We start from the raw sequence: 25,363 nt of genomic DNA on the forward strand, positions 1-25,363 counted from the left end.
ATGCCCGAGATGCGCTTTCAACCCGGCCAACGCTGGGAGTTCCAGCCACTGGCATCTGATTCAAAGGCACCCCAGGCCAATGGCAGCCACGATGGTGGCAGCTGGGCGTTTACCCCGATCGAGGACTCCAAGCCCAGCGTGCTCAAAACCATCGCGCTCAACAACCCACTGACTGCCCTCGGCGAAGCTGGCTTGAACCTGGCCAGCCAGGTTGTCGCGCTGCCCGCTGCCGGGCTGGCCGGCCTGGCCACCGAAGCCGGCAGGGTGGTGGGTTTGACCGACAAGACGGGCGCCGACGTCGTGCACCAGGTGGGCGATGCCCTGACCTACCAGCCGCGCGGCGAGATGGGCAAGGCAGCTGCCGAGGTCGTGGCCTACCCTTTCGAAAAGCTGGCCGAGGGCGGTCAATACGTGGGTGGCAAGGTGCTGGACGCCACAGGCAGCCCGGTGCTGGCCACGGCAGCCGACACGGCGATCAACGCCCTGCCGATGGCGATCGATCCCGCTCTGCGGGCCGGCAGGCGCGCCATAGGCAGATCTGGGAGCGCGCCTGGCGCAGACCCATCAGCTGCCCGTGATGTTCCTGATAGCGCCCCCAGCAGCGCAACATCGCCCGCAGCGAAATACGAATTCACCCCATTGGCAGAAGCCGCCAGCGATACCGCCCCGGCCCGTCAAGTGGCCAACGTAGAGCCCGCACCGGTGGCCAACGCACGTTTTGCTGTGGTCGATGCAGACCAGCTGCGCGCCTCGCATGATGCATTGCTGAAGCCGACCCCTGACTACCCAGCAGAACTGGGCCGGCCGGATTGGGAGCGGGTTGATGCTGCTGATCGCGTGCGGGCCATCGTGCAGGACTTCGATCCCCAGCGACTCGGCCAGGCCGCCGACGACGCCAGCGGCGCGCCGGTGGTGGGCTCCGATGGCGTCGTGGAGGCAGGCAACGCCCGCGCGGTCGCCCTGAAGCGCGTTTACCAGGCCAACGGCCAGAAGGCGGAGAACTACCGCACCTGGCTGGCTGACAACGCCAGCGAGTTCGGCCTGAGCCCTGAGCAGGTGGCCACCATCAAAAAGCCGGTTCTCGTGCGCCTGCGCGCCGATCAACCCCACCAGCAGGCCGCGATCCTGGCGCCCGACATGGCCGGCGCCGCCGGCGAGCTGGCGGGCCTGAAGCAAGCCGGCGCAGATCTGGGCGAAGGCCTGGCCCAGGCTGGCGTCGACGTGCAGAGCCTGCACCCGGAAACCCTGGCCATCGTGCAGCACCTGGCCGAGGGCGGCCGACTGCCGCAGGACCTCATCAATCAACTTTCGACAGAGAAAGGCCCCAACCATGCCGAGACCCCGCGTCACAGCCCCGCTGACCATGCCCCTGACACCCAGCGGCGCTACGCTGGAGAAGACCCGGTTACTGGTGCGACGGCTGGAGTCGAACCCCCGAATGCGGCAAGCAATCGCCTCGGCAATCAAGGCTATGGGCCTGCCGGAGCGGCGCTGACAGACCTGCACCTGGGCAACGATGTCGCCTTCAGCCAGGTGGAGGCTGCCAGCCGGCGCCGGCCACCAGCTGCAGACAGCACCTTGCCGGGCGATGGGCAGGCCAATGCCTTTGCACCTGGTGCCAACTACGTCGGCTTCATCGACGATCGTGCTGGCCCGGCCCCCAGCCATCCCCCGGGCGCTGAAATCAGCGGCGGGTCTCGCCCCGCACCGATTCGCCGCGAAGACATCCTGGTGCCCTTCCTCAAAGCGCTGGATACGGGGGTCTACGAAGGGCGCGTGAAGGGCAAGGGTGTGATGGGCTTCTTCCGGCCGGCGACAGGAGAGGTTCGCGTCAAGCGCCACGCTGACCTCGAGTCCACGGCCCACGAAATCGCCCACCTGATCGACCACCGGACCCCCGAGATCCGCAAGACCTGGATCGAGGGCAAGAACTGGCAGTTGCACCGGGAGGAGCTGCGCGGCTTGTCCTATGACAGCAAGAAGATCTACGAGGGCTTTGCGGAGTTCGTCCGGCACTACATGACCCAGCCCGAGGTGGCGAAGATGCGGGCCCCGACGTTCTATCAGTGGTTCGAGGACTTCCTGGGGCGCCACGAATACGGCAAGGCCATCAAGAAAGCCCAGGCCGGTATGGTGGACTGGTTCGCCCAGGATGCGCTTGATCGGGCGCGCTCCAAGATCGGCGACCACCGGCCACTGAGCGGGGCCCTGGATGGCCGTTGGGATGCCTTCCGCCAGGCCACTGTGGACGACCTGCACGGTGTGTACCGCATGGAGCGCGAGTTGAACGGCGGCAAGATCGCACCCAACGGGGCCTACGAATCGGCCCGCCTGTCCCGGGCCGCCCAGAGCATCGCGGATGGCGCCATTCGCTACGGTGCGCCTGTCAAGAAGGCGGATGGGTCATTCACCTGGAAGGGCAAAGGCCTTGAAGAGATCTTGCGCCCCGTGGCCGGCGACCTCGACAATGCCCTGCTGTACTTCGTCGGGCGCTCGTCGCGGGAGCTGGCGGCCCAGGGTCGGGAACACCTTTTCACGCCCGGCGAGATCGACGCCATGCTCAGGCTGCGCACACCCGAGTTCGAAAAGGCCTTCAGCGAGTACCAGGCCTGGAACAGCGGCATCCTCGACTTTGCCGAGCAGCAGGGCATCATCAACCCGGCCGCCCGGGCCCTGTGGCAGCGCACCCAGTACCTGCCCTTCCACCGTGTGGCCCAGGCCGACGGCTTCCGGGGCAAGCCAGGGGACTGGAGCGGCATCAAGGCGCTCACCGGTGGCACCGAGAACATTCGGGACATCCTGGGCAACATGACGGCCAACGCCGCCATGCTGATCGACAAGGCTGTCAAGAACGAGGCACGCCAGAAAATCGCCGACCTGGCGGCCCAGGCCGAGGGCGGCAAGTTCATGGCCAAGATCGAGGCCGGCTCACGCCCAATGAAGGTAGACAAGACGGCCGTCATCGACGCCCTGCTGAAGTCGGTGGGCCTGGAAAAGGGGGCGACCGCCACGCCGGCTGCAGCCCGGGCCCGCGAGCACCTGCAGAAGATGTTCGAGGACTCGCCCGGCATGCTGGAGCTTATGCAGCACAACATGCCGCCCGGCGGGGGCAACGTGGTCGCGGTGCTGAAGGACGGCAAGCCGGTGTGGCACGAGGTGGGCGACCCCATCCTGCTGCGCGCCCTGCAGGCCATCGACCGCGAGCCGCCGCCCTGGATCACGAAATGGCTGGGCCTGCCCAAGCGGGTGGGTCAGGCCACGATCACGATGACCCCAGATTTCATGGTGGCCAACATCGCCCGCGACACGATCATGGGCAGCGTGATGAGCAGGGCCGGCTTCCGCCCCATCATCGACAGCCTGAACGGCATGCGCCTGCGCGTGACCAACGACCCGATTTATCGCGAGTTCGTGGCCAATGGTGGCGGCCTGTCCAGCATCTTCCTCGATGAGGCCAAGTTCCGGGCCAAGCTCTCGCGCTTCTACCAGAGCCAGGGCATCAGCTACAAGACCGTCCTCAACACGCCTGAGAAGCTGCTGGGCTTCATCGAAACCCTGGGCGACGCCTTTGAGTCCAGCACCCGCCTGGGCGAGTACAAGCGGGCCGTGGACGGCGGTGTGAACCCTCGCCATGCGGCCTACCTGGCGCGCGAGATCTCGACCGACTTCGCCATGCGAGGGGACAGCAAGCCCCTGGGCTTCCTGTACGACACGGTGATGTTCTTGCGGCCGGCCGTAGTCTCCATGGATCGCCTTTTCCGCGGTGTTGCCCATGACCCGAACCGGGGCGCGATCGCCACGAAGGCCGGCATGCTGGCCCTGATGAGCGCGGCGCTGTACCTGTACAACCGTAGCGACCCGCGGTATCAGGACCTGCCCGATTGGGACCGAGACAGCCACTGGCATTTCTTCGTCGGCGACCAACATTTCCGGTACCCCAAGATCTGGGAAGTCGGGGCCCTGGCATCGGTGGCGGAGCGATCCGTGGAGAAGCTGGTCGACGACGACGCCCACGGCCTGGGGGGCGACTTCGCGCGCATCCTGGGGGCGACCTTCAATCTGAACTTCATGCCGCAGCTGCTGGCCCCCCTGTACGAGCAGGCGACCAACCGGACCGGCTTCACCAAGGCACCGATCGAGACACCCGGCATGGAAGACATGCAGCCCTTCTTGCGGGCCAAGCCCACCACCAGCGAGACGCTGAAGGCCGCCGGCATGGCGACCCGGGATCTGCCCGAGGCCCTGCAGATCAACCCAGTGCGCACCGAGGCGCTGCTGCGCGGCTACTTCAACACCTTCGCTATGTATGGCCTGGCCCTGTCTGACAAGGCATTCTTCGACGACAAGACCCCGGCAATGCGCACGGATCAGCTGCCGGTGGTGCGCCGCTTCTATGCCCAGGAGCCGGCCCAGCACACGAAGTACGAAACCCAGTTCTACGACATGCTGGGCGAAGCCTCCCGCCTGCGCGGCACCTTGCGCGAGCTCGACAAGATCGGGCGCTCGGAGATCGCCGACGACAAGGAAAAGGCTCCCATGGCCGGTGAATATCGCCCCCTGGAGGTGGCTTCCAAGTCCCTGGCCAGCATCAACCAGGAGATGCGCGCCATAAGGCGCTCAGCAGACACGCCTGAAGAGAAGCGCGCCAAGTTGGACAAGCTCACGGAGGAGCGCAATCAGCTGCTCAAGACGGCTGTGAAAGAGACCGAGGCCTCCATCAAGGCCACGGCCAAGGCCGCAGCCCCGCAACCATGACAAGCGGTGAACACCATGACTGATCAAGACCTGACCCTGACCCAAAAGCAAGAACGCTTTTGCATCGAGTACCTCGCCACAGGCAATTCCCGAGAGGCCTACCGCCGGGCCTACGATGTGGCCCCGGACACCCTGCCCAGCACCATCAGCAAGTCGGCGCATGAGCTGATGCAGATGCCCGAGGTGAAGGCGCGCATTGCCGAGTTGCGTGCCGAAGCCGCCGAGGCAGCGGTGATTGATCAGGCCCAGGCGCTGGTGGAGCTGCGGCGCGTGGCCTTCTCGGACATCCGCCGAGTGATGGATGCCAGCGGCAAGATCCTCATTCCGTCCGAGCTGGATCAGGAGACGGCCGCCGCGGTGCAGAGCTTCAAGATCGATGAGTACGGGCGCATCGAATACAAGTTCCACGACAAGCTGGGCGCGCTGGAGAAGCTGGCCAAGTACCTGGGGCTGTACGAGAAGGACAACCGGCAGAAGGCCGACCCGCTGGTGGAGTTGTTGCGCAGTCTCTCGGGGAACGTCGTAGGGGCCGTGCGGCCTTGGCCTGAGGTGAATGACAGTGCCGACGGTTAGGGATTGAATTCACACGATTCACCCTCAACTGATCTCCATAAGACGAAAGGGCGACCCGCTTTCACGGGCCGCCCTTCGGATCCTCAGAAGAGGCTCAGTTGGCCGGGGTGTGAACGCCAGTGTGAGCAAACGTGTTCGATTCGGTTGAACCGGCGACGAACGTATGCGCAGACGTGCACATCCTTGCCAGGGGTGCGGTATGTTGCCATTCGCTACCTCTTATGCAAAGTGGTTGCGAGAGCACAATTTGCCCAAGTCTCCTAGAGGGTCTAGAATCCAGGGCTCCTGAACAAGGAATTTGACCTGGGTGGTGGAAGGCTATGCTCTCACCGCCTTGTCGAAGAAGGCCTGGACGGTCTAGGTCCAGCCTTCCAAAGCGCCATTTGGCCACCACGGCCCCTGTTGTGTTTCATCCTGCCAGACGTGCACTTCAGGGGCCTCTTCTTATCCGGCCCGGTCGGGTGGCTCGAATCAACCGGGCGCGCAAACTAATTTCATTTAGAGTCCTTTGCTGGAGGGATCGGCAGATGCTCTATCGCGTCGATTGATGATGCAACCCGCTGGCTTACATCAATTTGTGGCAAGGGTGGCAGTATGACTTGACTTGCCGCCGTCTCTATTCCATACGACAAGCGAACCTCAGGGCGACTTGCCTCCTCCTTCGTGTTTTCAACCAAGCTCCATCCGCGCGCACGATCATTTTGAAAGCGCTTACTCTCGGACAAGATCTGAGAGATACGCTGCACTGGGTTCGCGGCCGAGAGTTCAACACCCTGCTCCGACAACAATGACCAAATTTCGCTGGTCTTTAGCGGTGAGGTTTGGCTGAGAAGCAACTCCACACGTGCCTCAATATCAAAAGCGGCCATTCGCTTTGCCCCTGAAGATTGGGCTGAATCAAGCTCAAGCTCTTTTGCCTCCAAGTGGCGTTCCAAATAGTCACCCAACTCGGCAAGCTCATCCTTTGCCTCGTTCAAACGGAGTCGGGCCTCTTCAACCGCTTTTCGCGCCCGTTCAACTTCTGCAGTGAGGTCTGGAATGCTCTGGTGGACCTTTTGGTAGCGCTCACGTACGGCCACAATGACCGCGCTGTGGCGACCTGATTTTGGGCTGTAGAGGTAGTTCATTCGCCAAGTGTAGCCGAATTTGGCTAGGGCGAGCGGGTTTTGAAAAAATGTTGAAAAGAACGAATGAAACGCCTGTGGATAACTGTGGTTTTCATTCGCACCGTCGCGACGAATGGAATTTGGCGCAAGCACCGGAGGGAAATTCATGCTACATTCACAACGCCCTTGCAGTAACAGGGGCGGTGCTTAAGAACACCTTTCGATCAGCGGTGCAGGCTCCCCGATAGGAGCCTTTGTCACGCCCCTATATTTCGTCGATGGGCCCCGAAAGGCCTCGTCGCGTGGTTTCGGACGGGATGGGCCTCCCCGTAAGGGTGGCCGCACGCCTGATCGCGTGTTCTTAACATCCCGTCCACCCGTCTTGCGTAAGAACAAGGCTGGTGGGATTCAGTCTCGATCAGGAGCTTGACCCATGACCACGGTATCCACCGAGGCCAGCCGCTGCGCTGCGCCGATTTCTCGCCCAAACCTGGGCACCGCAACCCCCACCAGTGTCCGCAACATTGCGGAGACCTTCGATCCCATCCAGACCCACGCCCGCGCCGTCAATTCGCTGCGCATGGCGCTGTACTACCTGAACCAGGCGGAGAGCAACGTGCCCGGGGCTGGCCGCAAGGCGGTGCAGGCGCTGGCCGCCATCAACCAACTGCGGGCCGTGCACCCAGGCCATGCAGCCAACGACAGCGGGAGGGCCTGAGCCATGGCGAAGACCATCATCCGCTTCGAGATCGACAGCAGCGACCTGGAGCACTGGGACGAGCAGTACCTGGCCCAGCTTTGGCACATTGCCCAGGCCAACCCGGCTCCCTTCGGCGATGCCGAGGCCTGCGACTTTGCAGAACGTGTCGGGCGGGAAATCATCCGGCGATTCGTCAGCAACATCCGGCCTGAGCTCTGGAACCACCAGGCTCGCCACATCACCCAGCGCAAGCAAGAAGCCCAGCAGGAGGCCTGATCATGAGCACCAAGACCTGGACCCCCTGCAGCGACCGCGTGACCGTCGCCCTCAATGCCAACTTCCAGATGGAAGCCATGGTGAACGCCCTCATTGCTGCGCGCTCGGCCGGCGACCCGGAGAACCTCGAGTTCTTGATCTTGGGGATCGGCACCCGCCTCAAGGAGCTGACGGGCGTCATGACGTCCGCGCTGAGTGACCCAGGCGCCCAGTCCGCGGCGCTGAATCAGAAACTCGGGTACGGCACCTGAGCGGTGGCCAACGGACGAAACAAGGGCGGGCGCCGAATCGACGTAGGACGCGATCCTGGCGGATTTGTGGCCTTGCCCTGGTCGGTGCTCGATTGCGCAGCCTACGTTGCGCTGAGCCATCCTGCGAAAGCTTTGCTGCTGGAGTTCGCCCGGCAACTGGTGCGGGACAACAACGGCCGGCTGCTGCTTTCACGTCCGCACCTCGCGGCCAGGGGGTGGCGATCGGCTGATGTCATCCACCGGGCGAAGGTCGAACTGCAGGAGGCGGGCTTTCTCTTCGAGACCGTGAAGGGCCAACGTCCGAACAAAGCGAGCTGGTACGCCATCACCTGGCGCGCGCTCGACAGGCATCCTGGTTTTGACGTCGGCGCGATCGAGCTGTTCGAACGTGGGGCGTATCAGCGCATCAGTCCCCCTGAAAAATTGACACCCTTTGTCCGCGAGACGGACAAGATTGCCCTCGCATAGGTCCGTCTCCCGGACAAGACAACGATCCTGCTTGTCCGTCTCCCGGACCTATGCAGGCCCTTTTTTTGCATCGCCTTGTCCGTCTCCCGGACACCATCTAGATAACCATCTGCTGCATGCAAGAGTTCTGCATGTGCGTGCACCCCTGCAGGATTCGCACACGAACGAGCCCCGGGGCCAGGCTCGGCCCGTGGCGGTGGTGCCGTCGCCATGCTGAGATGCATCTTCCTGTTCTCCCCGAATCCGCAGCCCAGGGTAGGCTTTCCTCAGGTACTCGGCCTTCTCTCGCATGTCCTGGCGAAGCGCCGCGATCTCTTCAGTCGTCAACTGTCTTGGAGCCCAGGCCGGTGCAGGTGCTGGGCCGGCTTGCGGCGGGGGCATCGCCGGTGGGCGGTTGTTTTTCATTGGCGCTTTTGGTGCGGCATGTCACGCGTGACCAAGGACGGATTGTGCGCCCGGACATAGAATCTGTTCGTTCCCGTCTGGGGCAGTTGGTTGTTGGGCAATTGGAGCCCAAGACCGGCAGCGTCAAGCGGGAATCTTTTTTCCGATTTCGGAAAGAACCCGAGTGGCCTGCCACCGATCCCCTTTTTTTGGTACGGTGCCGTTCGCAGGTTAGCCGGCGCTGCTTCTTGGCCATCAGACAGGCTTCGCGCTTGGGGAAGTTGTAGATCTGGCGAGAGACCTGGGCACCTGTGCCATTGGTGTAAGGAGCAGTTCCTAAAAATTCAGGAGCTGCTTCGCCGAGCACTTTAGGCACTTTTGCCATGAAGTGGTCATGGCGCGGGATGTTGGGGCCCCACGAGATAGAACCACCTGGAGCCGGGGCATTTTGGGGATTTCCACTTGCTCATGTAGAGCCATTAAAGGCTAGACAAGCAGCCTCATATGCATAGGGGTTTCGTGCAGTATTCGATGATGACCAGATCGAAGACTGACCCCGACAAGGCAATTGGCCAGGCGCTCACACGTCTGATGGCAGAACACCCCATTCTCAACACGCAGGCGGCCTTGGCGTCAGCCTCTGGTGTCGGCCAGACCACGATCAGCCGCATCATGCGCAGCGCGGTAAATCCGAAAACTGACATCCTGTGCAAGCTGGCAAAGGCATTGGGCACCGACACGTCCGTTTTGTTCAGCGGTGCCGACCAGGCACAGGCGGAAATGCGCCCCATCCTGACGTGGGAGCATGAGGACGATCTGCCTGAAGGCGAGTTCGCCCTGATCCGGCGCCTGGGCGTCGAGCTTTCGGCCGGCAATGGCCATGAGGGTGTCGAGATCGTTATGGACGAGAAACAGCCCCAGGCCTTCCGCGCTGACTGGATCCGCAAGAAGGGCCTCAAGCCCGTGCACCTGGCATGCATGACTGCGGACGGGCCCAGCATGGAAAGCCGCATCCAGGATGGCGACGCCCTGGTGGTGGACACCTCCCAGAAAGAGATCGTTGATGGCAAGGTGTTCGGCCTCTGGTACGACGGCGGCGCGCGCGTGAAGCGTCTGTATCGACTGCCCGGCGGCGGCCTGCGCATCAAGAGCGACAACCCAGACTTCGCCCCCATCGACCTGATGCCGGGCCAGCTCGAGCACGTGCACATCATCGGGCGCGTGGTGCATGTCGCGGGAGAAGGCGGCCTGTAATGCTGGACACCCTGGTGCGCTCGCTGTGGGGCGACTCCTCGAATAGGGGCCTGCTCAAAACTGAGCACACCCAACCGGCTGAGTTTTCGGCCGGCCGGCCACTCCCACGGGGTGTGCCCAAATCTGGACCAACCCCCAGCCGGCTCAAAAGTGAGCCGGCCCCATCGTGGCCTCACTTTCGAGGTGACGATAGTTCTCATGGGGTGTCCTCAAAATTGAGGAGACCTCCGACCACCTCAGCTTCGAGGTGTTTGCCAACGTCGGCTCAAAAGTGAGCCGACGATCAGCGGTTTGAGGTGGTGCCTGTGGCCAGAGCAGATTTGCGCCGGCGAATTTCGTCGGCAGTCAGCGCCCACCATGACCACCATCAGGTCGCTGGTCGAAAGGGGTGTCATTTCTGGAAATGAGACCCCCTACGTCCACCCGCAGAACGGCCAGACGTACTGGATGTACCGCTTTCCCAAGCGTGGGGCCAGCTTGATGGCCATGAGCACCAGGCCGGCGGTGGAAGCCTCAGTCCTTGTGACTGGCGCACTTCCCATTCGCTTTGCGATACCCCGGCCCTCCACGAGAGCCGCAACCCCGGCGGCCGCCACGGGCCTGGGCCTGAGCTGCCATGGCGGCAAGCAGAACGGCCAGAAGGCCCCCACCAAGTTGCCTGCGCTTCATTGCTTGGTCCCTTCCTTGCCCGTGTAGGGGTTCACGTTGCCCTTCTGGGACCAGTTGTCCGACTTCGTGCTGTTGGGGTTGGTGGCGTGGTGCGGCGCCACGTAGGTGCCGTTTTTGGTGACGTGCCCGCTCACGGAGTGGCTGCCACCGCTGCTGTGGCTGTGACTGTTGCCCTTGGCCAGGACGGCTGTGCTGCTGCATATGCCCAGAGCTGCCGCGATCACGATCAGTGCGCTTTTCATTGTTTCTCCCCTTTGTAACCTTTTGGTACACATGATGCCTCGCCATTTAGGCGGTGCAAACAAGGGTTGTCCCGGGCGCCTGGGGTGCTGCAGAACCCCAAGAAAACCCCATGTTGCCCCCCCCCTTTCAGAGGGAGCTGCGCCGGACTTCCTTGCTTCGGTCGTACACGCGGGCAGTCACATCAGGGTTGGTGTGCAGGTCTGGTAGGACGCCCAGGCGCTGTTTGTGGGCAGTGACGTAGTAGGCGCGCAGATCGTGGAAGGTGAAGCGGTCCTTTTCTGAGATCACCTTGTCTTCCAGCGCTTGGGCAATGCAGCGTTGCCACAATGTCTTGAAGCTCCGGTCGGTGTACGCGTTGTTGTCTCTGTTGGGGAACACGTAGTGGCAGTCCAGGCCGCGCTCAGTTCTCAAGGCCTTCAGACGGTCGATCAAGTTCCGCAAAGCAGGTGATATCTCGAGGGCCTCAATGACCTCGCCGCGTTTGGCGCCACGCTGCTTCGCTCGCCTGGTGCGCAACACACCCTCGTCCTCATCGATCTGCGACCAGGCCAATTCCAGGAACTCCACCTTGCGGCTGCCTGCCAAGCTCGCGTACTCGGCCGCCATGCCGATGATTCGCCGCTGTGGGGTCTGCTGGTTGATCCAATTGAGGAACCTGGCCAGCACCTGGGGCGGTACCGCATGCGTTCGGGCCTCGCTGCCATGTGGCTCCACACCGATCGTCGAGTTGGTGGTGCACACCCCCAGCTTAATGCCGTGTCCGAAAAGGCGCGACAGCAGCGATTTCTCGATGTCGGCCCGCCGGGGCGAGCCAGCGCGCTCCTGGTGGACGTACATGGCCACATCAACGGGGGTGATGGTAGAGATGTGCATTTCCCCCAGGCGCACGTTGATCTGCTTCCAGGCCAGTTCGTAGTCGCCCTGGGTGCCCTCTGCCAGCTTCTTCCACCTGGTGGATTCCTTGAAGCGCTCCCAGACCCACAGAAGGGTGCCTTTGGCGTGCGCGGTGAATTCGCCCTCGGCGTTGAGGATCTTCACCTTGCGAATGGCCTCAATCTTGTCGGTGCCCAGGTTGATGGGCTTCTTGCCCACCGGGTGGTAGCGGTAGGTGATGGTCTTGCCGTTGGACCAGGGGCGCGCCTCCATCCGGGGCAGAAGCCCCGTGCCGCTGGGTAGTTCTCGATTTCGTCCCATGAGCGCTTTCAGGTGGGGATGTTCTTCCAGCGCGGCCCATTGGCGCGGACGGGGGCGGCTACAGCTGGCGACGGAGTGGGGTTAAAGCAGCGGTCCCATTCGCCGCGGGCCACCAGGGGGCGGCCGTTGGGCTTTCTGTCCACCTGCAGGCCCAGGCCTTGCAGGAATCGAATCTTGGCAGCGTTCTGCTTGAGGCCGGCGCAGATGTCGTCGATCTCTGCGTCAGTCAGGTGGGGGGTGGGCATCTGATTCGGGGTTTGCGTGAGGGAACCGATCACACCATTGGCAACCGGCACGAACGGTCAAAAGGGTCGATGCAGCATCGAGGGCCTCGGACGTTGCAGTCCTAGTTCGAATTTTTGTGGGCCTTGGCGATCGACGAGGCCATGTGCAAGCGGACCATGCGCTCAAGTTCGGCGGTAGGCCCCATCGGGCTTGGACGCTGGATCAGTGCTTTGATGTTCCGAACGATCTGGACTGGCGTCATCACCACGCCCCATGGAACGCCCCACCACCCCAATGCAGTGGAATACAGGGTGTCCAAAATAGTCTTCTTGGTGCCACACGACCTGCAGCACACAGCTGGACGGCTCGACCATGATGTCAGAAAGAGCGCGGACCAGACCCGGTATGACCTGTAGACGTCCACAGGCCCCTCACCCTGGCACCGAGGACAGTTGCCCTGATGAACTTGCCGCACAAAGCGAAGGACATCGTCTGCAGGCAATTGGCGGCCAATGCTCAAAAGCCTGCCCCCCTCTGCACATTTGGCATTGCAAAAACGCATGCCATCTTGCCTTTTCCCGCCAAAGAGGATCGTCGTGTTGCAGTAGGCGCATGAGGCCATGACCACTCCCTTGTTTTCTGGTCTTGTCTGGCCAGTTTACCCACGCAGGTTCCCCGACGCCACTCGCCGCGCGCGGCCCGGCTGCGGGGTGCTGAGGTGCTGGAGGGGCAGGCTAGGCAGCGCCTGTTCGAGGCGCATTACGGCGCGGTGCCCTTGGCCAGCCCGGCCGGCGCCGTGAGCGCTGCGGCCTGCCATGACAACGGGCGCTGGACGTTGGCCAGCCCGAGAGCTTGCGAAATGTTGCAAGTCGAGCAATTTGGCAAACTTCCAGCCGCTGCAGACCGTCCGGTGGGCCGCCTCGTTTCCGAGGGCGGCACCGCCTGCCATGCCCCTGTCGGTCCCCGGGCTGCTGCGCTTGATGGCCGAGAGTCCGCAGGACTGCGGTCAGCTCACCGTGGACAATTGGGGCACAGGATCTGCACCCAGATCCCACGCCAAACCCAACCGGAGACTCCATTGATTGACCGTGTGATTCGAATTGCCCAGGTGCTGGCCCTCCTGTGGATCGGCTACGAACTGCATGGCCTGGCAAGCACAGAGCCGGCGGCAGATGAGCCGGAGACCACGATCAACCAGGCGCCGAGCGACGTTCTGCGAGGGTGAGTGTGGTGGCGTGCTTCGCTGGAGTTCGACCATGGCCGCAACGGCAGGTGTCGCCCGCACGTTCGGCACTGACTGCGCTGGCGGTCTTGATCTGTCTGGGCTGCTCGCAGGCGGCCCGTGCAGACATCCCTTACCCGTTCTTCGTGCGAGAGGTCGACGTCGTTGACGGGAAGCGCCTAGTTGCTCAGAACGAAGGGTATGCACCAGTCTCGATCATGGTGCGGCTCACTGAAAGCAGCAACGTCACGGCGTCTCGGCCTCTGCCCATGGCGACCGTCATTCCCCCGCGATCAACGGAGGTCATCACCACGCTGGCCGCGGCCAGGTCTCAAGCGCCTTGGGGCTTTCGGTACATCTATCACCATCTCGTCGGTGACTTCAAAGCCCAGCCCACCGGGGAATGGCCCTACCGAATACCTGTTGACCCGGTACAGAGCACACGCATCAGCCAGGGGCCGGGTGCCCCGCTCACCAGTCACGAAAACGGCTTCTCAAGGTACGCCGTGGACATTCCCGTCCCCATCGGCACGCCCGTCCTGGCCGCCCGGGCCGGCACCGTCATCGACACCCGACTGGGCAGTGATAAAGGCGGCATGGAGCCAACGTATGCAGGCGAGGCCAACTATGTCCGACTGCTGCACGACGATGGCACCCAGGCCTTGTACTGGCATTTGAAGCAAAACGGCGTGCTGGTTCGACCTGGGGCCAGGGTCGTTGAAGGTCAAATGCTCGGGCTTTCTGGCAACACCGGGTATTCAACAGCACCACACCTGCATTTCGCTGTGCAGGTCACCAGGGCCATTGGAGACCACTTTGAGGCCGTTTCGGTGCCGTTCGTCTTCAAGCGTTCGGGGGCGCCTGGCGTGATTGCGCCAAGGGCTGGGCTCGAGCTCTGGAGATAGAGCCACGCCAAGGACGATGCGCTGGATTCGATCGGCGCGTGGCCGCCCCACATCCGCGAGGTCTATCTCAGGCACTGCGCGGACCTCTCTGGGACTCTGCACTATCAGACGTTCGACTGTATAGATCGGGGCCGCCTGGCCCTCAATTGCAGTGGGTCAGGTTTGTCTTGAAACCTTCAAAGTCTGTGCGGATTTCAGCTCAAGCTTGCTTGTACATACGGATACAAATTCAAAAATCCGGGTTATGCTAAAAAAAAATCTTAGGTCAGCATCGATCATTTATCGGACTGACGGAGTCCTACTGAAGTACACAGGGAGATAACTTTGCCGACAGATGTGCTGATTTATTCCGGGAGCGTGAGTGTCCCCGGCTACGAGCTTGCCTGCACAAAAATTGCACAGATAAAACAGAGGTCAGAGCGAGCACTATTAGTGCTCGCAACGCCAGGGGGCGACCCCCATGCAGGGTTCCGGATCGCCAGAGCGTTGCAGCATGTGTACGAAGGTTTTGACGTCCTCGTGCCGAGGTATTGCAAAAGTGCAGGCACACTAATTGCTTTGGGGGCGGAGACGTTGTACCTCGATGACATGAGTGAGTTGGGGCCGTTAGATATCCAGGTAAAGAAGAACGACGAGGTCGTTGGCAGAAATTCTGGGCTTGACATCATCCAGGCAGTGAACTATCTGCAGAACCAGACGCTCTCAGCGTTTCAGACTTATCTGGTGGGGCTGACGCAGGACATGGGGCTTTCCACTAAGGTGGCGTCAGACATCTCATCTAGACTCACTACTGGGCTTTTTGAGCCTATTACGGCCCAAATTGACCCGGTCAGACTGGCTGAGATGCAGCGAGCCACAGAAGTGGCGTTTGAGTACGGAACTAGGCTGGCAGAGAAGAGTAAAAATTTGCGGCCTGACGGGCTTCAAAAACTGGTGAACGGCTACCCGTCTCACGGTTTCGTGATTGACCGAAAAGAGGCCAAGACATTGTTCTTCAGGGTCGTGAAGCCGACCGGATTCTTGAGAGACTTCAGCGAAGCTGTTCGAGCCGCAACTGAAGAGAACATTAACGCCCGTGTACCGAAGATTGAAGTGTTCACAGTAGGTTTCGAATTGAAAGGGGATGTCAATGAAGATGAACACACACCAAACCCCGATGCTGGTCCAGCAGTCGCTCCGGCAGGCGAGCCTGCGGTCGGCGGAGATAACCAAGCGAATGAGGCCGGCGCAGTTGGGCAGCCCGACGAACCCGCAGGGGAGGACAGCCCCCCTCAGCAACCGGATGCTTGATTTGAAAGCTTTTTTTCAAGAAGTCGTCTAATTCGGGCAGCGACTACCCTGCGAAGTCCACCACGGGGCGTTTTTTCATCCTCCCCCGCCCATCTGCTGGCCTTGCTTTTCCTCCCTGAGCAAGCCCGCAAGGGTTGATCCGGCCAAGTGCCAAGCGTTACACCTTTTCTGGCGGGTGTTAACACCATGTGCTAAATTCACCTCCATGGCCCACGCAGTGTGGTTCAAACCTCCGATGACGTTATGAGCAGGATCTTTGTCGCTATGCCGCGCTTCCTTGCGCATCGCAGGACTGTTTATCAGATTCCTGCGTTGGACACGAGCGTCTTGCAAATGGCCATGAGCCAAGGCGTCACTGACGCTGCAATGTCTGCAACATCCCGCCAGTTTCACTCGGCCTACGTGACAGTCACTGCAAATGGCAAAAAGCAAGCCCAATCAGCCAAAGCCGCCAGCTGAGCAGCGGCTCAGCCCCATCAGCCAAGCTATCCCGGGGGCCGCCGCCCCGCAGTTCCAGCAACTGCAGCAAATCGTTCACCAGCAGGTCACGACGATCTTCGATCCAGAGGTGCTCCGGAAGTACAAGGAGTTGGTGCCAGATGCGCCTGAGCGGGTGCTTGCTGTCTTCGAGAAAAATTCCGACTCAGAGCGCAAGCTCAGGGATGCTTTGGCAGACCAGCAGCGAGGAATGATAGAAGTACAAGCGCGTGCCTTGGAGTTGCAAGGTATCGACAACCGTCGCAGAGACTGGATGGCACTTGCCGTTATCTTTTTCGGCATGGCGCTTTCGGCATTTTTTGCGTACATGCAGTTACCTTGGTTCTCTGGCGGAACGCTGGTTGCAATCATTGGGTATGCAGTGATGGGATTCTTGAAGAAGGACATTCCCAAGCCCGCGCCATCCGGTGATGAGTAGATTTTTGACTGCCCCTTGCACAACCCGCTACGGCGGGTTTGCTTTTGGTGCGCTGGACATGACGCCAGGCCACCCTGCCCACCAGGCCGAACAGCACGGCGCCGATGATGTAGGCCATGCTGGGCAGTTCGATGCCGAGTTGGGAAAGTTGGTCCATGAGATGACCTACGTGAGCGAGGTGGAGCGAATGGACTTCAGAAATCGTCTTACATCCGCCCTTACATGATCCAGGAAAAGAAAAACCCCGCTACCTTTTCGATAGCGGGGTTTCCTTGTCAGACTTGGTGCCGGAGAGATGAATCGAACACCCGACCTTCTCATTACGAATGAGCTGCTCTACCGACTGAGCTACACCGGCGTTAGCCCGCCATTATAGCGGGGTATGGTAGCTGGTGATGCGGTCGACCTCATTTTTTGAGCCGAGGACCACGCTCACGCGTTCATGCAACTGGCTGGGCTGGATGTCGAGGATGCGTTGACGGCCGTTGGTGGCAGCGCCGCCGGCTTGTTCGACCAGCCAGCTCATGGGGTTGGCTTCGTACATCAGGCGCAGTTTGCCGGGCTTGTTGGGTTCGCGCTTGTCCCAGGGGTACATGAAGACGCCGCCGCGGGTCAGGATGCGGTGCACATCGGCCACCATGCTGGCGATCCAGCGCATGTTGAAGTCTTTGCCGCGCGGGCCTTCCTGGCCTTGCAGACATTCGTCGATGTAGCGCTTCACGGGCTCGTCCCAGTGGCGCATGTTGCTCATGTTGATCGCGAATTCCTTGGTGTCGGCGGGAATGCGCACGTTTTCCTGGGTCAGCACGAACGAGCCTTGTTCGCGGTCCAGGGTGAACATGCTCACGCCGTCACCCACGGTCAGCACCAGGGTGGTCTGGGGGCCATAGACGCAATAGCCGGCCGCGACCTGTTGGGCGCCGGCCTGCAGGAAGTCCTGTTCGGTCACGCCAGGCGAGCCTTCAGGCTTCTTCAGCACGCTGAAGATGGTGCCGATGCTCACGTTGACGTCGATGTTGCTCGAGCCGTCGAGCGGATCGAACAACAACAGGTATTCGCCCTGCGGGTAACGGTTTGGCACCAGGTAGATGCTGTCCATCTCTTCGGAGGCCATGGCTGCCAAGTGGCCGCCCCATTCGTTGGCTTCGATCAGGACTTCGTTGGCGATGATGTCAAGCTTTTTCTGCACCTCGCCCTGAACGTTTTCACTTTCGGCGCTACCGAGCACACCGCCGAGGGCGCCTTTGTTGACGGCCTGGCTGATGCTCTTGCAGGCGCGGGCCACCACTTCGAGAAGCAGGCGCAGTTGCGATGGGATGTGACCGTCGACGCGTTGCTGCTCGACGAGGAAGCGGGTCAGGCTGATTCTGGATGCCATGTTGATTTCTCTCCTTAATCGGCGAGTGCGCGGGTGACAACCTCGCGCACGTCGTTGCTGAGTTCGGCCTTGGCGGCCACGCGGGCAATGGCTTCGCGGGCGGCGCTGCGGTAGGGTTCGGCCAGCTTCTTCCAGCGATCCAGGGCGCGGGCCAGGCGGGCAGCCACTTGCGGGTTGATGGCGTCCAGTTCGATCACGCGATCGGCCCAGAACACATAGCCTGCCGCATCGCTGCGGTGGAAGGCGCCCGGGTTGGCGCTGCAATAGCTGAAGATCACGCTGCGGGCCCGGTTGGGGTTGCGCAGGTTGAAGTCGGGGTGACTCATCAGTTGTCGCACGGCGCCCAGCACGTTGCCGTTGCGATCGGGCGCACCGGCCTGCAGCGAGAACCATTTGTCGATGACCAGGGCCTCGTTCTTGAACAGGGCATGAAAGCGCGCCAGGGCGGGGGCTGCCAGTTCGTGGCCGCTGATCACGAGGGCGCTCAGGGCGTTGAAGCGGTCGGTCATGTTGCCCGCGTCCTTGAAGCGCTGCAGCGCCTTGCCGGGCCAGACGGTGTCGCCGCTGTGGCGCGCCGCCAGGCACAGCATGGTCAGCGCCAAGCCGGCCAGGGCCCGCTTGCCCGACGATTCGGGGTCGGGGCGGTAGCCGCCGGTGTCGCGGTTGGCCTCCCAGGCCTGCTGCCAGTCGGCCTGCAGGGCGCGTGCCAGTTGCTCGCGCATGGCCTCGCGCACGGCATGGATGCGTTGTGGGTCGACCACGTCCAGCTGTTCGGCCAGGTAGGTCTCGGACGGCAGCGTCAGCACCAGTTCCTTGAAGGCGGCATCGAGGTGGGGGTCGGCCAGCACCTGGCGCATGGCGCGCAGGTAGGCCTCGTCCAGCACTTCGGCGCCAGGGGCTTGCTCGGCGGTGATGGCCTTGATGGCGCGGGCCAGCGCCAGGCGTTGACCGGCTTCCCAGCGGTTGAAGGCATCGCTGTCATGGGCCAGCAGGGTCAGCAGTTCGTCGTCGCTGTAGGCATAGTCAAGCACCACCGGGGCCGAGAAGTCACGCAGCAGTGAGGGCACGGGGGCGCTGTCGACGTTGACGAAGGTCAGTGTCTCGCTGGGCTGGCTCAACACAAAGGTGCGGGTGCCGGTTTCGGCCTGCGGCCAGTGGGCCAGCTGCAGAGGCATCTCACGGCCCAGGGTGTCGAGCAGTCCCAGGTTCAGCGGAATCACAAAGGGTTCCTTGAGGGCCTGGCCCGGGGTCGGTGGGCATTGCTGGCTCAACGTGAGCGTGTAAGTGCGGGCTTCCGCGTCGTAGCGGCCCAGGGCCTGCACACGGGGGGTGCCGGCCTGGCTGTACCAGTGCTTGAACTGGGGCAGGCGCTGGGCCAGTTCCGAGCCGGGGTTGGCATCAGCGATCGCCTGGGCAAAGGCGTCGCAGGTGACAGCCTGGCCGTCATGGCGTTCGAAGTACAGCTTCATGCCCTTGGCAAAGCCTTCGCGGCCCACCAGCGTCTGCATCATGCGGACCACCTCGGCACCTTTTTCGTAGATGGTGACGGTGTAGAAGTTGTTGATCTCGATGTAGCTGTCGGGGCGCACCGGGTGGGCCATGGGGCCAGCGTCTTCGGGGAACTGTGCGGTGCGCAGCACGCGCACGTCTTCGATGCGTTTGACCGCACGGGCCGAGGGGCTGCCTGCCAGATCCTGGCTGAACTCCTGGTCGCGGAAGACGGTCAGGCCTTCTTTGAGGCTGAGTTGGAACCAGTCCTGGCAGGTGACGCGGTTGCCGGTCCAATTGTGGAAGTACTCGTGCCCGACCACGCTTTCGATGTTGCTGAAGTCGGCATCGGTGGCGGTGGCCTGGTTGGCCAGCACGTACTTGGTGTTGAAGATGTTCAGGCCCTTGTTCTCCATGGCGCCCATGTTGAAGTCGCTGGTGGCGACGATCATGAAGCGTTCCAGGTCGAGCGGCAGGCCGAAGCGGGCCTCGTCCCAGGCCACGCTGGCCATCAGCGAGTTCATGGCGTGCTCGGTCTTGTCGAGGTCGCCAGGGCGCACGAACACCTGCAGCAGGTGGTCATGGCCGGCACGCGAGCGGATGCGCTGTTCACGTGCCACGAGCTTGCCTGCCACCAGGGCGAACAGGTAACAGGGTTTTTTGTGTGGGTCAACCCACTTGGCAAAGTGGCGGCCTTCCTCCAGTTCGCCCTGCTCGACCAGGTTGCCGTTGGACAGCAGTACCGGGTACTTGGCCTTGTCGGCGCGCAGGGTCACGGTGTAGCTGGCCATCACGTCGGGACGGTCCAGGAAGTAGGTGATGCGACGGAAGCCTTCGGCCTCGCATTGGGTGAAGAACGAGTCGTTGCTGACGTACAGGCCCATCAGCTTGGTGTTCTTGGCCGGGTTGCAGGTGGTGAAGATCTCCAGATCGAAGGCGTCCGGGCCTTCGGGCAGGTTTTCCAGCACCAACTGGTTGCCGTCCATCTTGAACGAGGTGCCTTGGCCGTTGACCAGCACGCGTGCCAGGTTCAGCTCTTCGCCGTCCAGGCGCAGGGCCTGGTTGGCCACCTCGGCGTTGCGGCGCAGGCGCATCTTGTTGAGCACGCGGGTCTTGGCCGGATCGAGGTCGAACGTCAGTTCAACGGTGTCGATCCAGTACGCGGGAGCGGTGTAGTCTGCACGGTGGATGGCCGTGGCTTGTCCTTCTCGCATCATGTGTTTCTTCCTGTGGGCCGGGGTGCCGGCTGGGGCTGGTGGGGTCAGACGCCTTGCTTGAGCGAGGCTTCGATGAAGGCATCCAGATCGCCGTCCAGCACCTTCTGGGTGTTGGAGATTTCGACGTTGGTGCGCAGGTCCTTGATGCGGCTCTGGTCCAGCACATACGAGCGGATCTGGTGGCCCCAGCCCACATCGGTCTTGCTGTCTTCGAGCTTTTGTTGTTCTTCCTGGCGCTTGCGCATCTCGTGGTCATACAGGCGCGAGCGCAGGCGCTTCCAGGCCACGTCACGGTTGCTGTGCTGGCTGCGGCCGTCTTGGCACTGCACCACGATGCCGGTGGGGATGTGGGTCAGGCGCACGGCCGAATCGGTCTTGTTGATGTGCTGACCGCCTGCGCCGCTGGCGCGGAAGGTGTCGGTGCGCACATCGGCCGGATTGATGTCGATCTCGATCGAGTCATCGATTTCGGGGTACACAAAGACGCTGGCAAAGCTGGTGTGGCGGCCGCCCGACGAGTCGAACGGGCTCTTGCGCACCAGTCGGTGCACACCGGTTTCGGTGCGCAGCAGGCCAAAGGCATATTCGCCCTCGATCTTGATGGTGGCGCTCTTGATGCCGGCCACGTCGCCCGGGGTTTCGTCTTCGACGGTGGCCTTGAAGCCCTTGCGCTCAGCGTACTTCAGGTACTGGCGCAGCAGCATGCTGGCCCAGTCGCAGGCTTCGGTACCGCCGGCACCGGCCTGCAGGTCGAGGAAGCAGGGGCTGGGGTCGGCCGGCTGATTGAACATGCGGCGGAACTCGAGCTGCTCGATGCTCTGGGTCAGTTGGGCGCACTCGGCCTCGATGGTCTCCAGGCCGGCCTCATCGCCTTCTTCCTTGCTCATGTCGTAGAGCTCGGTGTTGTCGGCCAGTTCGCTGCTCAGGCGGTCCAGCACCAGGACGACGTCGTCCAGGGCCTTTTTCTCTTTGCCCAGTTCCTGGGCCTTCTTGGGGTCGTTCCAGACGTTGGGGTCTTCCAGCGAGGCGGTTACCGTGCGCAGGCGTTCAGCTTTGGCAGGGTAGTCAAAGATACCTCCGTAACTCTTCGGTGCGCTGGCTCAGGTCTGCCAGGGTGGTGCCGATGAGGTTGACGCGTTCTGCTTCCATGATTTTTATCCTGTGAGTGTTCGGGGGCATGCCGAGGGGGCGCCGGGCGCCAATGGCTGGGCATGCAAACCCTGCATTTTCTCACGGGTCGTGACAGGACTCCTGGCGGGGCGGTTTCCGGCCCAAATAAAAAAGGACCGCCGAAGCGGTCCTGGAGGCAGGCAGAGGCAGGGGCCGGCGCCCCGCAGCTCAGTGGATCACCATGAGGGTGAAGGGCGGCACATAGGCTTGCAGCGTCACGAACAGGCCCACCAGGCAGGCCAGGGCCACCGAGTGGAAGAACACGTAGCGCAGGATGTCGCCTTCGTGGTCGAACCAGCGGGTGGCCGTCGAGGCCACGACGATCGACTGGGCGTCGATCATCTTGCCCATCACGCCGCCCGAGCTGTTGGCCGCACCCATCAGGTTGGGCGACAGGCCCAACTGGTCGGCAGCCACCTTCTGCATGCCGCCGAACAGCACGTTGGCCGCGGTGTCGGAGCCGGTCAGGGCCACGCCCAGCCAGCCCATCAGGGTGCCGAAGAAGGGGTAGAACACGCCGGTGGCGGCAAAGGCCAGACCCAGGGTGGTGTCCACGCCCGAGTAGCGGGTGAGCGTGCCCAGGGCCAGCATCAGCACGATGGTCAGCAAGGAGTAACGCACCAGCCAGATGGTTTTGCCATAGGACTTCACCAGCGCGGGCAGGCCATAGCCCATCACCAGGCCGCCGATCAGGGCCGACAGCAGAATGCCGCTGCCGGTGGCCGAGAGCAGGTTGAACACGTACTCGGCGCTTTCGGCCGTGGGCTTGGGCACCACGGGGGGCATTTTCTCGATCAGCTTGTGCAGGCCGTCAATGGCGAACTTGGGTGAGAAGAGACCGTTCAGATGGGTCTTGGTCACCGGCAGGCCCCAGGCGAACACAAAGGCGGTCAGGATGACCCAGGGTGTCCAGGCCTTGACCACGGCCGAGGTGGGGTGCTTGATCGGTGCCACGGGCTTCTGGGCCTGGCCACCGGTGGTCTCATGACCCTTGAGCGAGACCGAGGTCCAGATCTGGGCCGGCTTCCAGAACTTCAGGAAGGTGACCAGGGCGGCCATCGAGCAGATGGCCGCAATCACGTCGACCAGTTCGGGGCCCATGTAGTTCGACACCAGGAACTGCGGGATGGCGAAGCTCAGGCCGGTCACCAGCAGGGCGGGCCAGATCTGCTTCATGCCTTTCCAGCCGGCAAAGGCCCAGATCAGCCAGAACGGCACCAGCAGCGAGAAGAAGGGCAACTGGCGGCCGATCATGGCCGACACGGCGGCCAGATCGTAGTCGTGCACCTTGGCCAAGGTGATCACCGGGGTGCCCAGGGCGCCGTAGGCCACCGGGGCGGTGTTGGCGATCAGGCTCAGGCCCGAGGCTGCCAGCGGCGAGAAGCCCAGGCCGATCAGGATGGCCGCGGTCACGGCCACCGGGGTGCCGAAGCCGGCCGCACCTTCAAAGAAGGCCCCGAAGGCAAAGGCGATCAGCAGCAGTTGCAGGCGTCGGTCTTCGGTGATGCCGGCAATCGAATCCTGCAGCACCTTGAAGCTGCCGTTTTGTTCGGTCAACTGATGCAGGAAGATGATGTTCAGCACGATCCAGCCAATCGGCAGCAAGCCGGTCAGCCCGCCCAGAAAGGCCGCTTTGCCAGCCATCTCGGCCGGCATGCCGAAGGCGAACACCGCGATTGCCAAGGCGCTGAGCAGGCCCAGGCCGGCTGCGATGTGGGCTTTCAGGTGCAGAAAGCCGAGACCGACCAACATCACCACGACCGGCACGGCGGCCAGCAAGGTGGACAGGACCATGTTGCCTGTCGGGTTGTAAACCTGTTGCCAAACCATTTTTGTCTCCTGTTGTTGATGGGGCGGCGCAACTTTATCGAGGTCAACCGATTTGTGGCTGTCGAGAAGCTGTCACAAGGTCTCAGATCTGATGAAAAAATTTCAACCGAATGTTGCAAAAATTTTTTAAGGCCTTTTCGGGTGGTTTTTGCTGGAAATAAAGAAATTTGACGTGATTTTGTCAACCGGTGATTACCTGGGGGTGGGTCTTGAAGAAGGCCACCGAACCGACCAGGGCTGTGGCTTGCTGCTGCAGGCTCTGGGCGGCCGCGGCCCCTTGTTCGACCAGGGCTGCGTTCTGTTGCGTGGTCTGGTCCAGTTGCTGCACGGCCTGGCCGATCTGGGCCACACCCAGGCTTTGTTCTTTGCTGGCGGCACTGATCTGGGCCACCAGCCGGGTCACGTCGGCGATCGCGCTGACCACCTCGGTCATGGTCGAGCCGGCCAGTCCGGCCACCTGGGCGCCTTGCTCCACTTGTTCATGGCTGGTCTGGATGAGTTGCTTGATCTCGCGGGCTGCCGCTGCGCTGCGTTGGGCCAGCACCCGCACCTCACCCGCCACCACAGCAAACCCACGGCCCTGTTCCCCAGCCCGAGCAGCCTCGACGGCGGCATTGAGCGCCAGGATGTTGGTCTGAAAGGCAATGCCATCGATGACCCCGGTGATGTCGGCAATCCGGTGGGCGCTTTGCTGCATCTGAAGGACCGAGTTCACCACCGACTGCACGGCCCCGCCAGCCCGCTGCGCCGTATTGGAGGCCTGGTGTGCCACAGCATCGGCGCGCAGTGCGTTGTCTGCGTTGTGCTCCACCGTGGCGGCCATTTCCTCCATCGAGGCCGATGTCTGCTCCAGTGCTGAGGCCTGCTGCTCGGTGCGCAGGCTGAGGTCGTTGTTGCCGGCCGCGATCTCGGCGCTGGCATGGGCCACCCCCTCGGCCCCTGAGCGCACGGTGCTGACCACCTGGGACAGGCGCGCCTGCATGTCGGACATGGCCTGCAGCAGTTCTGCCACCTCATCCCGGCCTGTGGCCCTCAGCGCAAGGCTCAGGTCGCCATCGGCCACGGCGCGGGTGACTTTCACGGCATGGCCCAGCGGGCGTGTGACCGAGCGGCTGAACCACAGCGCACCCACCGCGCTGAGCAGGCACACCAGCCCCATCACCGACAGGCTGATCCAGGTGCTGGCCCGGGCGTGGCTGGCCGCGGCCTCGCCGGATGCTTCGCTGGCGCGCCTGATCAGGGCGGTGGCCTGGTCCAGCAGGCGGGCCGGTTCCCGGTCGATGCCTGTGACCGCCTTGTCGCCGGCAGCGGGGTTGAACTGGGCCTGCTCAAATGCCTGCAGCCCTTGGCGATAGGCCTGCCCCATGTTCTGGTGGGTCTGGCTGAACTGCTCCAGCAGGGCGCGTGCGTCAGCTTGGTCGACCTGGGCGGCCAGTGCGCGTGCGCTTTGCTGAACCAGGGCTTCCTGCTTCTGGAAGGCCCCCCAATAGCGTTCGCGTTGTGCGGGGTCCTGGCCTCGCAGCAGCACGTTCTTCCATTCCTGGATCTGAACCTTGAACTCACTGAGGAGCTGGACCGCACCAATGGCGTTGTCGTGGTCTCTTTGCACCACCTCCCGGTACACGCCGATGGACTGGTTCAGCTGAACCAGTCCGAACAGGGCGGCTGCCAGCAGGGCGGCCAGGGCACTGGCAAAGGCCAGTGGCAGTTTGATGCTCAGGCGCATGGTGCGGTTCTCCTCAAGCTCTGGCGAGAGCCGACTTGCCACCATCCCACGCTGTCTCAAATGCCCGCGCCAGCGAGCTTCATTGTGCAGAAATTAATGAGAAATGGTGCGATCTGTGATGAT

Annotated in this window: 22 protein-coding genes and 1 tRNA gene; 12 read left to right on the forward strand and 11 right to left on the reverse strand. The window is 62.4% G+C overall.

Annotated features, from left to right (window positions below):
* Both AC07PT_RS08805 and AC07PT_RS08810 read left to right on the forward strand, forming a co-directional pair.
* Entirely contained in the window at nucleotides 1–4,755 is a 4,755-nt protein-coding gene (locus AC07PT_RS08805) for an LPD38 domain-containing protein (RefSeq protein WP_494656453.1), read from the forward strand.
* 15 nt (nucleotides 4,756–4,770) lie between these two features.
* Nucleotides 4,771–5,328: a terminase small subunit gene (locus AC07PT_RS08810; RefSeq protein ID WP_494656454.1), complete on the forward strand. Its 558-nt coding sequence runs from the start codon at nucleotides 4,771–4,773 to the stop codon at nucleotides 5,326–5,328.
* 494 nt (nucleotides 5,329–5,822) lie between these two features.
* Here the strand turns inward: AC07PT_RS08810 and AC07PT_RS08815 are convergent, their stop codons facing one another.
* Complete coding sequence (locus AC07PT_RS08815) at nucleotides 5,823–6,602, reverse strand: hypothetical protein (protein ID WP_494656455.1); 780 nt, start codon at nucleotides 6,600–6,602, stop codon at nucleotides 5,823–5,825.
* 265 nt (nucleotides 6,603–6,867) lie between these two features.
* Here AC07PT_RS08815 and AC07PT_RS08820 point away from each other — a divergent pair, with 265 nt between their 5' ends.
* From AC07PT_RS08820 to AC07PT_RS08835, 4 genes are all read left to right on the forward strand, one after another.
* Complete coding sequence (locus AC07PT_RS08820; RefSeq protein WP_494656456.1) at nucleotides 6,868–7,152, forward strand: hypothetical protein; 285 nt, start codon at nucleotides 6,868–6,870, stop codon at nucleotides 7,150–7,152.
* Nucleotides 7,153–7,155: 3 nt separating this feature from the next.
* On the forward strand, nucleotides 7,156–7,410 hold the full coding sequence (locus tag AC07PT_RS08825) for a hypothetical protein (protein ID WP_494656457.1): 255 nt from the start codon (nucleotides 7,156–7,158) through the stop codon (nucleotides 7,408–7,410).
* 2 nt (nucleotides 7,411–7,412) lie between these two features.
* On the forward strand, nucleotides 7,413–7,661 hold the full coding sequence (locus tag AC07PT_RS08830; RefSeq protein ID WP_494656458.1) for a hypothetical protein: 249 nt from the start codon (nucleotides 7,413–7,415) through the stop codon (nucleotides 7,659–7,661).
* Nucleotides 7,662–7,733: 72 nt separating this feature from the next.
* On the forward strand, nucleotides 7,734–8,129 hold the full coding sequence (locus AC07PT_RS08835) for a hypothetical protein (RefSeq protein ID WP_494656459.1): 396 nt from the start codon (nucleotides 7,734–7,736) through the stop codon (nucleotides 8,127–8,129).
* Nucleotides 8,130–8,445: 316 nt separating this feature from the next.
* Here AC07PT_RS08835 and AC07PT_RS08840 read toward each other — a convergent pair whose 3' ends face one another.
* On the reverse strand, nucleotides 8,446–8,898 hold the full coding sequence (locus tag AC07PT_RS08840) for a hypothetical protein (protein ID WP_494656460.1): 453 nt from the start codon (nucleotides 8,896–8,898) through the stop codon (nucleotides 8,446–8,448).
* A gap of 134 nt (nucleotides 8,899–9,032) precedes the next feature.
* Between AC07PT_RS08840 and AC07PT_RS08845 the strand changes: the two genes are divergently transcribed.
* Complete coding sequence (locus AC07PT_RS08845) at nucleotides 9,033–9,767, forward strand: XRE family transcriptional regulator (RefSeq protein WP_494656461.1); 735 nt, start codon at nucleotides 9,033–9,035, stop codon at nucleotides 9,765–9,767.
* A 665-nt stretch (nucleotides 9,768–10,432) separates the two neighbouring features.
* Here AC07PT_RS08845 and AC07PT_RS08850 read toward each other — a convergent pair.
* From AC07PT_RS08850 to AC07PT_RS08860, 3 genes are all read right to left on the reverse strand, one after another.
* On the reverse strand, nucleotides 10,433–10,678 hold the full coding sequence (locus AC07PT_RS08850; protein WP_494656462.1) for a hypothetical protein: 246 nt from the start codon (nucleotides 10,676–10,678) through the stop codon (nucleotides 10,433–10,435).
* Between the two features lie 127 nt (nucleotides 10,679–10,805).
* Nucleotides 10,806–11,873 (reverse strand): tyrosine-type recombinase/integrase, encoded by a 1,068-nt coding sequence (locus tag AC07PT_RS08855; protein ID WP_494656463.1) that lies wholly within the window; start codon nucleotides 11,871–11,873, stop codon nucleotides 10,806–10,808.
* Between the two features lie 8 nt (nucleotides 11,874–11,881).
* On the reverse strand, nucleotides 11,882–12,118 hold the full coding sequence (locus AC07PT_RS08860) for a hypothetical protein (protein ID WP_494656464.1): 237 nt from the start codon (nucleotides 12,116–12,118) through the stop codon (nucleotides 11,882–11,884).
* 440 nt (nucleotides 12,119–12,558) lie between these two features.
* Between AC07PT_RS08860 and AC07PT_RS08865 the strand changes: the two genes are divergently transcribed.
* From AC07PT_RS08865 to AC07PT_RS08885, 5 genes are all read left to right on the forward strand, one after another.
* Nucleotides 12,559–12,714 carry a hypothetical protein gene (locus tag AC07PT_RS08865; protein WP_494656465.1) on the forward strand — a complete coding sequence of 52 codons (156 nt, stop codon included), beginning with the start codon at nucleotides 12,559–12,561 and terminating at the stop codon, nucleotides 12,712–12,714.
* Between the two features lie 462 nt (nucleotides 12,715–13,176).
* Nucleotides 13,177–13,323: a hypothetical protein gene (locus tag AC07PT_RS08870; protein ID WP_494656466.1), complete on the forward strand. Its 147-nt coding sequence runs from the start codon at nucleotides 13,177–13,179 to the stop codon at nucleotides 13,321–13,323.
* Between the two features lie 47 nt (nucleotides 13,324–13,370).
* On the forward strand, nucleotides 13,371–14,225 hold the full coding sequence (locus AC07PT_RS08875; RefSeq protein WP_494656467.1) for a M23 family metallopeptidase: 855 nt from the start codon (nucleotides 13,371–13,373) through the stop codon (nucleotides 14,223–14,225).
* Between the two features lie 324 nt (nucleotides 14,226–14,549).
* Nucleotides 14,550–15,515, forward strand: coding sequence for an SDH family Clp fold serine proteinase (locus AC07PT_RS08880; RefSeq protein WP_494656468.1), 966 nt, complete (start codon nucleotides 14,550–14,552; stop codon nucleotides 15,513–15,515).
* A 418-nt stretch (nucleotides 15,516–15,933) separates the two neighbouring features.
* Complete coding sequence (locus AC07PT_RS08885; protein WP_494656469.1) at nucleotides 15,934–16,431, forward strand: hypothetical protein; 498 nt, start codon at nucleotides 15,934–15,936, stop codon at nucleotides 16,429–16,431.
* 282 nt (nucleotides 16,432–16,713) lie between these two features.
* Here AC07PT_RS08885 and AC07PT_RS08890 read toward each other — a convergent pair.
* The 6 genes from AC07PT_RS08890 to AC07PT_RS08915 all read right to left on the reverse strand — a co-directional run bounded on the left by AC07PT_RS08890 (nucleotide 16,714) and on the right by AC07PT_RS08915 (nucleotide 25,240).
* Nucleotides 16,714–16,789, reverse strand: a tRNA-Thr gene (locus AC07PT_RS08890).
* 12 nt (nucleotides 16,790–16,801) lie between these two features.
* Entirely contained in the window at nucleotides 16,802–17,809 is a 1,008-nt protein-coding gene (locus tag AC07PT_RS08895) for a class 1 fructose-bisphosphatase (protein ID WP_492346961.1), read from the reverse strand.
* A 14-nt stretch (nucleotides 17,810–17,823) separates the two neighbouring features.
* Nucleotides 17,824–20,511 (reverse strand): aminopeptidase N, encoded by a 2,688-nt coding sequence (gene pepN / locus AC07PT_RS08900; RefSeq protein WP_494656526.1) that lies wholly within the window; start codon nucleotides 20,509–20,511, stop codon nucleotides 17,824–17,826.
* Between the two features lie 47 nt (nucleotides 20,512–20,558).
* Nucleotides 20,559–21,663, reverse strand: a protein-coding gene (gene prfB / locus AC07PT_RS08905; protein ID WP_492346962.1) for a peptide chain release factor 2 whose coding sequence is annotated in 2 segments (ribosomal slippage) — nucleotides 20,559–21,581 and nucleotides 21,583–21,663 — 1,104 coding nt in all. Because the reading frame shifts where the segments join, the coding sequence is not laid out codon by codon here.
* Nucleotides 21,664–21,852: 189 nt separating this feature from the next.
* Nucleotides 21,853–23,514 (reverse strand): L-lactate permease, encoded by a 1,662-nt coding sequence (locus AC07PT_RS08910; RefSeq protein WP_494656470.1) that lies wholly within the window; start codon nucleotides 23,512–23,514, stop codon nucleotides 21,853–21,855.
* Nucleotides 23,515–23,695: 181 nt separating this feature from the next.
* Nucleotides 23,696–25,240: a methyl-accepting chemotaxis protein gene (locus tag AC07PT_RS08915; protein WP_492346964.1), complete on the reverse strand. Its 1,545-nt coding sequence runs from the start codon at nucleotides 25,238–25,240 to the stop codon at nucleotides 23,696–23,698.
* Between the last annotated feature and the right edge of the window lie 123 nt (nucleotides 25,241–25,363).

It is taken from the genome of Curvibacter sp. GW821-FHT09D12 (assembly GCF_059416245.1).

Excerpts from the sequence above, each read along its gene's own strand:
- AC07PT_RS08885 (WP_494656469.1), top strand. The coding sequence starts at position 15,934 with ATGGCAAAAAGCAAGCCCAATCAGCCAAAGCCGCCAGCTGAGCAGCGG.
- AC07PT_RS08805 (WP_494656453.1), top strand. The coding sequence starts at position 1 with ATGCCCGAGATGCGCTTTCAACCCGGCCAACGCTGGGAGTTCCAGCCA.
- AC07PT_RS08850 (WP_494656462.1), bottom strand. The coding sequence starts at position 10,678 with ATGAAAAGCGCACTGATCGTGATCGCGGCAGCTCTGGGCATATGCAGC.
- AC07PT_RS08855 (WP_494656463.1), bottom strand. The coding sequence starts at position 11,873 with ATGGGACGAAATCGAGAACTACCCAGCGGCACGGGGCTTCTGCCCCGG.
- AC07PT_RS08830 (WP_494656458.1), top strand. The coding sequence starts at position 7,413 with ATGAGCACCAAGACCTGGACCCCCTGCAGCGACCGCGTGACCGTCGCC.
- AC07PT_RS08860 (WP_494656464.1), bottom strand. The coding sequence starts at position 12,118 with ATGCCCACCCCCCACCTGACTGACGCAGAGATCGACGACATCTGCGCC.
- pepN (WP_494656526.1), bottom strand. The coding sequence starts at position 20,511 with ATGCGAGAAGGACAAGCCACGGCCATCCACCGTGCAGACTACACCGCT.
- AC07PT_RS08840 (WP_494656460.1), bottom strand. The coding sequence starts at position 8,898 with ATGGCAAAAGTGCCTAAAGTGCTCGGCGAAGCAGCTCCTGAATTTTTA.
- AC07PT_RS08820 (WP_494656456.1), top strand. The coding sequence starts at position 6,868 with ATGACCACGGTATCCACCGAGGCCAGCCGCTGCGCTGCGCCGATTTCT.
- AC07PT_RS08915 (WP_492346964.1), bottom strand. The coding sequence starts at position 25,240 with ATGCGCCTGAGCATCAAACTGCCACTGGCCTTTGCCAGTGCCCTGGCC.
- AC07PT_RS08815 (WP_494656455.1), bottom strand. The coding sequence starts at position 6,602 with ATGAATTTCCCTCCGGTGCTTGCGCCAAATTCCATTCGTCGCGACGGT.
- AC07PT_RS08895 (WP_492346961.1), bottom strand. The coding sequence starts at position 17,809 with ATGGCATCCAGAATCAGCCTGACCCGCTTCCTCGTCGAGCAGCAACGC.
- AC07PT_RS08825 (WP_494656457.1), top strand. The coding sequence starts at position 7,156 with ATGGCGAAGACCATCATCCGCTTCGAGATCGACAGCAGCGACCTGGAG.
- AC07PT_RS08910 (WP_494656470.1), bottom strand. The coding sequence starts at position 23,514 with ATGGTTTGGCAACAGGTTTACAACCCGACAGGCAACATGGTCCTGTCC.
- AC07PT_RS08865 (WP_494656465.1), top strand. The coding sequence starts at position 12,559 with ATGAACTTGCCGCACAAAGCGAAGGACATCGTCTGCAGGCAATTGGCG.
- AC07PT_RS08810 (WP_494656454.1), top strand. The coding sequence starts at position 4,771 with ATGACTGATCAAGACCTGACCCTGACCCAAAAGCAAGAACGCTTTTGC.